Source organism: Bacillus sanguinis (genome assembly GCF_018332475.1).
Taxonomy (GTDB): domain Bacteria; phylum Bacillota; class Bacilli; order Bacillales; family Bacillaceae_G; genus Bacillus_A; species Bacillus_A sanguinis.
Genome location: NZ_BOQB01000196.1, coordinates 1 through 10,564 on the forward strand (window position 1 = coordinate 1; position 10,564 = coordinate 10,564).

General features: G+C 37.4%; 8 protein-coding genes. All 8 read left to right on the forward strand.

Features of this window, described 5'->3' with window-relative positions:
* The coding region (locus tag KI369_RS20145; protein WP_212957144.1) for an aromatic amino acid lyase at positions 1-679 on the forward strand (679 nt) is incomplete at its 5' end.
* A gap of 23 nt (positions 680-702) precedes the next feature.
* Entirely contained in the window at positions 703-2,361 is a 1,659-nt protein-coding gene (hutU, locus tag KI369_RS20150) for a urocanate hydratase (protein WP_212957145.1), read from the forward strand.
* A 12-nt stretch (positions 2,362-2,373) separates the two neighbouring features.
* Positions 2,374-3,645: an imidazolonepropionase gene (gene hutI / locus KI369_RS20155; RefSeq protein WP_212957146.1), complete on the forward strand. Its 1,272-nt coding sequence runs from the start codon at positions 2,374-2,376 to the stop codon at positions 3,643-3,645.
* Positions 3,624-4,595, forward strand: a complete 972-nt coding sequence (gene hutG, locus KI369_RS20160; RefSeq protein WP_212957147.1) for a formimidoylglutamase — start codon at positions 3,624-3,626, stop codon at positions 4,593-4,595. The genes hutI and hutG overlap by 22 nt, the downstream gene beginning before the upstream one ends.
* A 281-nt stretch (positions 4,596-4,876) precedes the next feature.
* Positions 4,877-5,338 (forward strand): CarD family transcriptional regulator, encoded by a 462-nt coding sequence (locus tag KI369_RS20165; protein ID WP_212957151.1) that lies wholly within the window; start codon positions 4,877-4,879, stop codon positions 5,336-5,338.
* 561 nt (positions 5,339-5,899) lie between these two features.
* Positions 5,900-7,027 carry an alkene reductase gene (locus KI369_RS20170; protein WP_212957148.1) on the forward strand — a complete coding sequence of 376 codons (1,128 nt, stop codon included), beginning with the start codon at positions 5,900-5,902 and terminating at the stop codon, positions 7,025-7,027.
* 67 nt (positions 7,028-7,094) lie between these two features.
* The gene (locus KI369_RS20175; protein ID WP_212957149.1) at positions 7,095-8,663 is read left to right on the forward strand and encodes an FMN-binding glutamate synthase family protein; all 1,569 of its coding nucleotides are present in this window, start codon (positions 7,095-7,097) and stop codon (positions 8,661-8,663) included.
* A 305-nt stretch (positions 8,664-8,968) separates the two neighbouring features.
* On the forward strand, positions 8,969-10,447 hold the full coding sequence (putP, locus tag KI369_RS20180; RefSeq protein WP_212957150.1) for a sodium/proline symporter PutP: 1,479 nt from the start codon (positions 8,969-8,971) through the stop codon (positions 10,445-10,447).
* Positions 10,448-10,564 lie beyond the last annotated feature (117 nt).

Sequence of the window (10,564 nt, forward strand, 5' to 3'; positions counted from 1 at the left end):
ATGTATCCCGCAAGTACACGGTGCTTCTTGGCAAGTTTTAAATTATGTAAAAGAAAAATTAGAAATTGAAATGAATGCAGCAACAGATAATCCGCTAATCTTTGATGGTGGGGAAAAAGTAATTTCGGGTGGTAATTTCCATGGTCAACCGATTGCGTTTGCGATGGACTTCCTAAAAGTAGGAATGGCGGAACTTGCAAATATTTCAGAACGTCGTATTGAACGTTTAGTAAATCCGCAATTAAATGATTTACCGCCATTTTTAAGTCCAGAACCAGGACTTCAGTCTGGTGCGATGATTATGCAATATGCTGCAGCATCACTAGTTTCTGAAAATAAAACGTTAGCACATCCGGCGAGTGTTGATTCAATCCCGTCATCAGCTAACCAAGAAGATCACGTAAGTATGGGAACAATCGCTTCACGCCATGCACATCAAATTATTCAAAATGTAAGACGTGTTCTTTCAATTGAAATGATTTGTGCGATGCAAGCAGCGGAATATCGTGGTATTGAAAACATGAGTACAGTGACGAAGAGCTTCTACCATCAAGGTCGTCAGCAAGTACCTTCTATTACAAATGACCGTATATTCTCAACAGATATTGAAAATATTACGCATTGGTTAAAAACGAATTATTCGATAAAAGAAAGATTAGATGTAAACGCAGCACTATAAAATGAGAAAAGGGAGAGATTGAAATGGAAAAACTACAACAAACAATTCGCGCGCCAAGAGGTACAGAGTTACAAACGAAAGGGTGGGTGCAAGAAGCTGCACTTCGTATGTTAATGAACAATTTAGATCCTGAAGTTGCTGAAAAGCCAGAAGAATTAGTTGTATATGGCGGAATTGGCCGTGCAGCTCGTAACTGGGAAAGCTATCAGGCGATTGTAGATTCATTAAAAACGTTAGAAAGCGATGAAACATTACTTGTTCAATCAGGAAAACCAGTTGCTATTTTTAAATCACATGAAGATGCACCGCGCGTTCTTTTAGCGAACTCAAACTTAGTACCGAAGTGGGCGAACTGGGATCACTTCCGTGAACTAGAGAAAAAAGGTCTTATGATGTACGGACAAATGACAGCAGGTAGCTGGATTTATATTGGAACACAAGGGATTTTACAAGGAACATATGAAACATTTGGTGAAGCGGCACGTCAACATTTCGATGGTTCATTAAAAGGTACATTAACACTTACTGCTGGTTTAGGTGGTATGGGTGGTGCACAACCTCTTGCTGTAACGATGAACGGCGGTGTTGTTATTGCTATTGATGTTGATAAGCGCAGCATCGATCGTCGTATTGAAAAGAGATACTGTGATATGTATACAGAATCGTTAGAAGAAGCATTAACGGTTGCGAACGAGTATAAAGAGAAGAAAGAACCAATTTCAATTGGTTTATTAGGAAATGCGGCAGAAATTTTACCAGAGCTAGTGAAGCGTAATATTACGCCAGATTTAGTTACGGATCAAACATCTGCTCATGACCCATTAAACGGTTATATTCCAGTAGGTTACACGTTAGAAGAAGCAGCAAAACTTCGTGAAGAAGATCCAGAACGTTACGTACAATTATCAAAAGAAAGCATGACAAAACATGTAGAAGCAATGCTTGCTATGCAAGCAAAAGGCGCAATTACATTTGATTATGGAAATAACATTCGCCAAGTTGCTTTCGATGAAGGTTTGAAAAATGCATTTGATTTCCCAGGATTCGTTCCAGCATTTATCCGTCCATTATTCTGCGAAGGAAAAGGACCATTCCGTTGGGTAGCACTTTCTGGTGATCCAGAAGATATTTATAAAACAGACGAAGTAATTTTACGTGAATTCGCTGACAATGAGCATTTATGTAACTGGATTCGTATGGCACGTCAGCAAGTTGAATTCCAAGGTCTTCCATCACGTATTTGTTGGCTTGGTTACGGTGAGCGCGCGAAATTTGGTCGCATCATTAATGAAATGGTTGCAAATGGTGAATTATCAGCACCGATCGTTATCGGCCGTGACCATTTAGATTGCGGATCAGTAGCATCTCCAAACCGTGAAACAGAAGCGATGAAAGATGGTAGTGATGCAGTAGCAGACTGGCCAATTTTAAATGCATTAATTAACAGTGTAAACGGTGCAAGTTGGGTATCTGTTCACCACGGTGGCGGTGTTGGTATGGGTTATTCACTTCATGCTGGAATGGTTATCGTTGCAGATGGAACAGAAGCAGCAGCTAAACGTATTGAGCGCGTATTAACTTCTGATCCTGGTATGGGTGTTGTTCGTCACGTTGATGCAGGATATGACTTAGCTGTGGAAACTGCGAAAGAAAAAGGCGTAAACATTCCAATGATGAAATAAGGAGGAGAAAACATGCTGGACACTTTACTAATAAATATCGGTCAATTACTAACAATGGATCAAGAAGATGGCTTGTTAAGACGGGAAGCGATGAACACGCTTCCTGTTATCGAAAACGGTGTGATTGGAATTGAAAATGGCGTAATTACTTTCGTTGGAACAGCGGAAGAAGCGAAAGGATTACAAGCGAAGGAAGTTATTGATTGCGGCGGGAAAATGGTTTCTCCTGGTCTTGTTGATCCGCATACTCACCTTGTATTTGGTGGATCTCGTGAAAATGAAATCGCGCTAAAATTACAAGGAGTTCCGTACTTAGAAATTTTAGAAAAAGGCGGAGGTATTCTTTCAACTGTAAATGCAACGAAACAGGCGTCGAAAGAAGAACTTGTTCAAAAAGCGAAATTTCATTTAGACCGTATGCTATCTTTCGGAGTTACAACTGTAGAAGCGAAGAGTGGTTACGGATTAGATGATGAGACGGAATGGAAACAATTAGAGGCAACCGCACAATTACAAAAAGAGCATCCAATTGATTTAGTTTCCACGTTTTTAGGTGCTCATGCAGTTCCGAAAGAGTATAAAGGTAGATCAAAAGAATTTTTACAATGGATGCTAGACTTATTGCCAGAAATGAAAGAGAAGCAATTAGCTGAATTCGTTGATATTTTCTGCGAAACAGGTGTGTTCTCTGTCGAAGAATCAAAAGAGTTTTTATTAAAAGCGAAAGAACTTGGCTTTGATGTGAAAATTCATGCAGATGAAATCGACCCACTTGGTGGTGCGGAAGCAGCAGCTGAAATTGGTGCAGCATCAGCTGACCATCTAGTTGGTGCTTCTGATAAAGGAATTGAAATGCTTGCAAACTCTAATACAGTAGCCACTTTATTACCAGGAACAACTTTCTATTTAAATAAAGAAAGCTTTGCCCGCGGTCGTAAAATGATTGATGAAGGTGTTGCAGTTGCATTAGCTACAGACTTTAACCCAGGCAGCTGCCCAACTGAAAACATTCAGCTTATTATGAGCATCGCAATGCTGAAGCTGAAAATGACACCAGAAGAAGTTTGGAATGCAGTAACAGTTAACTCTTCTTACGCAATTAATCGTGGTGATGTAGCTGGGAAAATTAGAGTTGGTCGCAAGGCAGATGTAGTTTTATGGGATGCTTACAATTATGCTTACGTACCGTATCATTACGGCGTAAGTCATGTGAATACAGTATGGAAGAATGGTAATATTGCATATACAAGAGGTGAACAATCGTGGAGCACGGCCACTATTTAAAGAAGAATGCAAAGTTTATCGATCGTGAAGTGACGAAATGGAGTGAGATGATTAAAGATTGGGAGGAAGGTGTAGAAATATTCGGTGCCGCCTTAATTGGAGCACCCCTCTCTAAACCATCTATTAGTCATTCAGGAGCAAGTTTTGCTCCAAAAACAATTCGTGCGATGTTAGATGCATATAGCACGTACGCAATTACAGAAGAACACGACATGAAAGAAAGTGTCTTATATGATTGCGGCGATATTACGATGCATGTAACGGATATAAAAGAAAGTCATAACAGAATTGCAAAAACAGTTGGCCATATTACGAAAGTAAATCCGAGCATGATACCAATCGTTCTTGGCGGTGATCACTCGATTAGTTTTCCGAGTATAACAGGATTTGCAAACAGTAAAGGAAAGGTCGGTATTATTCAATTTGATGCCCATCATGATTTACGTAATTTAGATGATGGTGGTCCGTCAAATGGTACACCGTTTCGTAGTTTACTAGAAAATGGTGTCATTACAGGAAAACAGCTCGTTCAAATCGGTATTCGTAATTTTTCAAACGCGCGAGCGTACCATGAATATGCAAAAGAACATGGCGTGACAGTGTATACAATGAAAGATGTACGAGCGCGAGAAATAAAAGATATTATGACGGAAAGTATTGAATTATTAAGAAAGCAAGGCGTGACTTCTATTTACATTTCTCTTGATATGGACGTACTAGATCAAGCTTTTGCACCAGGTTGCCCAGCAATTGGCCCTGGGGGAATGGACAGTACGACTTTACTTGATGCAATTGAATTTCTTGGTAAAGAACCGCTCGTTCAAGGAATGGATATTGTAGAAATTGATCCAACCCTTGATTTCAGAGATATGACGAGCCGAGTAGCTGCGCAAGTGATTATGAGTTTTCTTTTAGCGAGGGAAACAGTTCGTAAGCAGATTAGTATATAGGCGTGAAGTTAATAGAGAATTTTTACCGATTCCGTATAAAAAACACATTACTACTCATATGTAGTAATGTGTTTTTATGTAAAAAGAGAAGGTGAAATTAGAATGCATATATATGTGGAAAAATTAATAAGATTGCGGGTTTTTAGTGATATTATACGAGTTTATTTTCTTAGTTTGAAAGGATTGACATGAAAAATAATTTTATGATAAAATAAAAATTTTGCTAAAAAAACGAATTTGTGATAAGATTGAGAAGGTTACCATATATGGAGGTGGATTATTTGTTTCAAATTGGCGATAACATTGTTTATCCAATGCACGGAGCAGGTATAATTAAAGCCATAGAAGAGAAGGAAATCGCAGGAGAAAAACAACAGTATTATGTTATAAAAATGTCGGGTAGTAATATGGAAGTAATGATTCCAGCAGGAAGAATATTGAGCTCAAATATACGACCAGTCACAGATATAACGGCAATAGCACACATATTGAATATTTTTCAACATGGAGAATCAGATAGATTACTTACGTGGAAACAAAGGTATAAATTGAACACTGATAAAATAAAGACGGGTAAAATACAAGAAGGTGCTGAAGTTGTACGTGATTTATTACGTATGCAGAAAGAAAAAGCACTTAATGCAAGCGAAAAGAAAATGTTAGATAACGCACACGAATTTTTGATTAGTGAACTAGGATTAATTGAAGGTATCACAGAAAGTCAAATAAAAAGCTTTTGTTAAGATTCATTACAAATAATGTATTATATCCCAAAAAAGATTTTGAATTTTTTGGGAGCATAATTATAGAAAATTAATCCTTTCAAAGACATTCAACTCTTTCAAGCCACTTTTAGAGCATTAACCTCTTTTGTTATTACTACAATCAAATCCATTTTTATTTTTTAATTCTTTACGAATGTTCGAAGTTTAATGAAACACTTCGATAGAATAGTTACTTGATTTTTGCAATCCTGATTCACACTGGCACGGACGAGGAGCCGTAAGGATGAAAGAGAGGTAGGGCTTTCATTGTTTTAGGTATATATAAGTTATTATTTTTAGAAGAATACCGAACTACTTTCACCTCTATTGTTAAAGTTTTTTTATATGTGAAGAGATAAACGAATCGTTAGCCACATATGGTCAACTAAAAAAGGTTTCCTGCCTAGGAAACCTTTTTTTAGTTGTATCATTCTATTTTTTGATATTCGAATGTTTGATGGTAAAGGCGTATAAATTGACGTTACTATCTAAAAGTAAGTATGATGCGTTTATAGTAAGAATTTTTTAGGGGGAAGAAAAATGACAAGTTCAAATAATAAAGCGGCAAGTATTTATGAAGGAACAAATATAAACGCTTGGGGGTCTTTTGAAAATATTGAAGAAACGAAGTTGTTTAATCCGATTCAAATTGGATCTTGGTCTCTTCGTAATCGCATAGCGATGGCACCGATGACGAGATGTTTCGCAAATCATGAAACAGGAGTCGTTGGTGCTGATGTAGTCGAGTATTATAGAAAGCGTGCAGCTGATGGAGTTGGATTAATTATTACAGAGGGAATCGTCATTAGCCCAAGAGCAAAAGGTAATCCGGGAGTACCAGGAATTTATACACAAGAACAAATCGATTCGTGGAAGCCTGTTACAGAGGCAGTACATAAAGAGGGTGGAACGATTATTGCTCAAATATGGCATGTTGGCCGTATGAGTCATCACGAAATAATTGGTGGACAAATGCCGCAAGCGCCGTCTGCTATTGCTGCAGAGGGAAATGTTCCGCGTTTTCGTAAACCGTTTGATACACCAGAAGCAATGACGTTAGAAGAAATACAAGAAGTTATCGGTCAATACGCACGAGCTGCGAAGAATGCAATTGAAGCTGGATTTGATGGGGTAGAAATTCATGGTGCACATGGATATTTAATCGATCAATTTACTTATGAGTTTGCAAATAAGCGTACTGATAAATACGGCGGTGACTTAAAGCAACGGTTAACGTTTATGAAAGAAGTAACGGTGGCTGTAATAGAAGCTGTTGGTGCTGATAAAACACTTCTTCGTTTCTCTGCCTTTAAAGGTGATAATCCTACTTATATGTGGGAAAATCCTGAGCTTGCAATTGAAACGTTTGTAGCTATGTTCAAAGAAGTTGGTTTAACGATGATTCACCCTTCAACGATGAATTATACGGCAGTGATTGCTGACGGAAAGAATTTTCATCAATTAGTAAGAAAATATTGGGATGGTACGATCGTTGGGGTTGGTAATTTGAATCCGAAAGAGGCTGAAGAAGCGTTGCAAGAAGGAACGATTGATGTAGCGGCATTCGGAAGACCTTTAATTGCTAATCCAGACTTTGTTCATCGAATTAAAAATGCTGAAAGTTTAGTTGAATATGATGCGAAAGAGCATCTTGCTACATTAATTTGAATAAAGATAAAAGGAGAACACCTGATGTGTTCTCCTTTTATTATGGATTTTCATAGGAGGAAGCGGGATGAGTGAAACGCTACTCGTTATTATTAGTATATTGCTCTTATTGATGCTACTATTAATCATTTTTTTTATTATTACATTTTTCATAAAAAAACGGACGCATCATTCTATATTAAAGCTGCATCCATACTTAGGAAGAATGCGTTATTTACTTGAAAAGATAGGACCTGAATTTAGGCAATATTGGTTTGATCATGATACGGATGGAAAGCCTTTTTCGCGTTATGATTTTCAAAGTGTAATGTTTCTAGCGAAGTACCGTTCGGAAATACTTGGTTTTGGATCAAAACGAGATTTTGATGCATCTGGCTATTATATTGCTAATACATTATTTCCGATATTAACAGAAGAATTACGTGTGAATGTAACGCAAGAACGTGAAGGGAAAAAGTATGTGATTCATAAAGAAGGGTTATTTTCACGGAGAGAAAAATTGACAGCGGATACAACGAATCTTTGGTTATATGAAGAAGACGATGCAATTATCGTCGGTGAAAATCGTAAATATCCATGGAAACTGTATGGCATGTTTGGCGCATCAGCAACTTCTTACGGTTCGATTGGCGAAAATTATATTTTAGCGAGTGGGTTTGGAGCGAAAATGGCTGGCGGTTCGTGGATTAATACTGGTGAAGGTGGTGTTATTCCAGAGCATTTACATACGGGTGCAAATATCATTGCACAAATTGGTCCGGGTTTATTTGGATATCGTGATGAGGACGGTAATTTTTCAATAGAGAAATTTATGGGGAAAGCGAAAGAAAGTAATATTAAAGCATTTGAATTGAAATTTGGGCAAGGTGCGAAAATACGTGGTGGCCATCTAGAAGGACAAAAAGTAAATGCAAAGATTGCTTCTGTTCGGAATGTACGAGAAGGTGAGACAATTAATTCACCGAATCGATTTACATTTTTAAATAATGCAGCAGATACGCTTTATTTTATTCAGCGCTTGCAAGAAAACGGCGGTAAACCTGTCGGTATGAAAATTGTAATTGGACAGCAGGAGCCGCTGGAAGATTTATTCAAAACGATGAAAGAGTTAAACATCTATCCAGATTTCATTACAATTGATGGTTCAGAAGGTGGGTCAGGTGCAACGTATAAATCGATGGCAGATAGTATGGGAATGCCGCTTATTCCAGCGTTACTAACTTGTATTGATAAAGCGAATCATTATGGTGTTCGGGATAAATTCAAAGTGTTTGCCTCGGGAAAATTAATTACACCAGATAAAGTGGCAATTGCTTTAGCGATTGGAGCAGATGCTGTAAATTCAGCACGCGGGTTTATGATGGCAAGTGGCTGTATTATGGCGCTTCAATGTAATTCGGGACAATGTCCATCTGGAGTGGCGACGACGAATCCGCATTATCAAAAAGCGTTAGATCCGTATGAGAAGAAATGGCGCGTAATGAATTATGTTGTTAGTATGAGATACAGTTTATTCTCACTTGCAGCAGCAGCGGGAGTAAAGAGTCCGCGCCATTTAACGAGAGAGCATATTGTGTTTAAAGATGAGGTGGGGAGAGTAGTTCCTCTTTCGGAATTGTTTCCTACTAGTAAATGAAGATAAGCTATATCGAATAAATTAAAAGTCATACATTTTGGATTCAGTTCATTTGTATGGCTTTTTTATTTGAAAAATAGGCGTAATTAATTTCTGAATATTTTTATTTTAATTTCTTTTGAAAGCAGGGTAATCCGCTGGGATAAAGGCGTTTATAAAGGTTTTCACATGCAGTGAAAAGGGCTTGTTCACTTGAAAGAACAAAAAATGTTTGTTAAGGTAGGGAACCATAAGCGAAAACAAGAAAATAGAAAAAGTCAGTTTTCGAAATTTTGAATGGCTTATGTAACTAAGGGAGAGATTTGGTGAAGATTGAAATTATGGTTTCGCTTGCTATTTATATGGCAGGTATGTTGTATATCGGTTATTGGTCTTATAAGAAGACATCGGATTTATCAGATTATATGTTAGGCGGAAGGGGACTCGGTCCAGCAGTTACAGCTTTATCAGCTGGTGCTTCTGACATGAGTGGTTGGATGCTAATGGGATTACCTGGTGCGATGTATGCAACAGGATTATCAAGTGTATGGATTGCGATAGGTTTATTAATAGGTGCTTATGCAAACTATTTAATTTTGGCCCCGCGTTTGCGAACGTATACAGAAGTGGCAAATGATTCAATTACGATTCCAGACTTTTTAGAGAATCGATTTAAAGATCGTACGAAAATACTTCGTTTTGTCTCCGCTATCGTCATTTTAGTATTTTTCACATTTTATGCGTCGGCTGGTTTAGTTTCAGGTGGACGTTTGTTTGAAAATTCTTTTAACCTTGATTATAAAATTGGTTTATTTGTAACTGTCGGTGTCGTAGTTGCTTATACACTATTCGGTGGCTTTTTAGCAGTAAGTTGGACTGACTTTGTGCAAGGTTGTATTATGTTTATTGCTCTTGTATTAGTTCCAATTGTAGCTTTTACAGATGTCGGTGGTGTAACAGAAACATTCAATACAATTAAGCAAGTTGATGCATCGCATTTAGATATGTTTAAAGGGACTACAATACTTGGTATTATTTCATTTTTAGCATGGGGTCTTGGGTATTTTGGTCAACCACATATTATTGTCCGCTTTATGGCAATTACCTCTATTAAAGATTTGAAAACTTCTCGTAGAATCGGTATCGGTTGGATGACGATTTCAATTATAGGTGCAATGCTTACTGGTCTAGTTGGTATTGCTTATTACGCTAAAAATAATGCGACATTACAAGATCCGGAAATGGTCTTTGTAACATTCTCAAATATTCTATTTCATCCGTACATTACTGGGTTTTTACTATCAGCTATTTTAGCTTCGATTATGAGTAGTATTTCCTCACAATTACTTGTTATTTCAAGTGCTGTAACGGAAGATTTCTATAAAACATTTTTCCGTCGTAACGCAAGTGATAAAGAACTTGTATTTATCGGTAGGATGTCAGTATTAGTAGTAGCGATGATTGCAGTTGTTTTAGCGTATCATCCAAGTGATACAATTTTAACGCTTGTTGGATATGCTTGGGCAGGATTTGGATCAGCATTCGGACCAGCAATTTTATTAAGTTTATATTGGAAGAGAACGAACAAATGGGGCGTTCTTGCTGGGATGATTGTAGGTGCAGTAGTTGTAATTACTTGGGTACAAATTCCAAGTTTAAAAGCAACTATGTATGAAATGGTACCTGGATTCTTCTGTAGCTTATTAGCTGTTATTGTTGTAAGTTTAGTAACGAAAGAACCAGTGAAAGCAATTCATCGTGAATTTACTGAGATGGAAGCAGTACTGGAAGAGGAAACGAAATAATTAGCGAAGAGAGTAAACGAAATTGGCGTTTACTCTCTTTTTATTTAAAATGAAAATAAGGGACTTATTGACAACTAAAAGTAAGTAACTAATAATAAATTTGAGCGCGAGGTAATT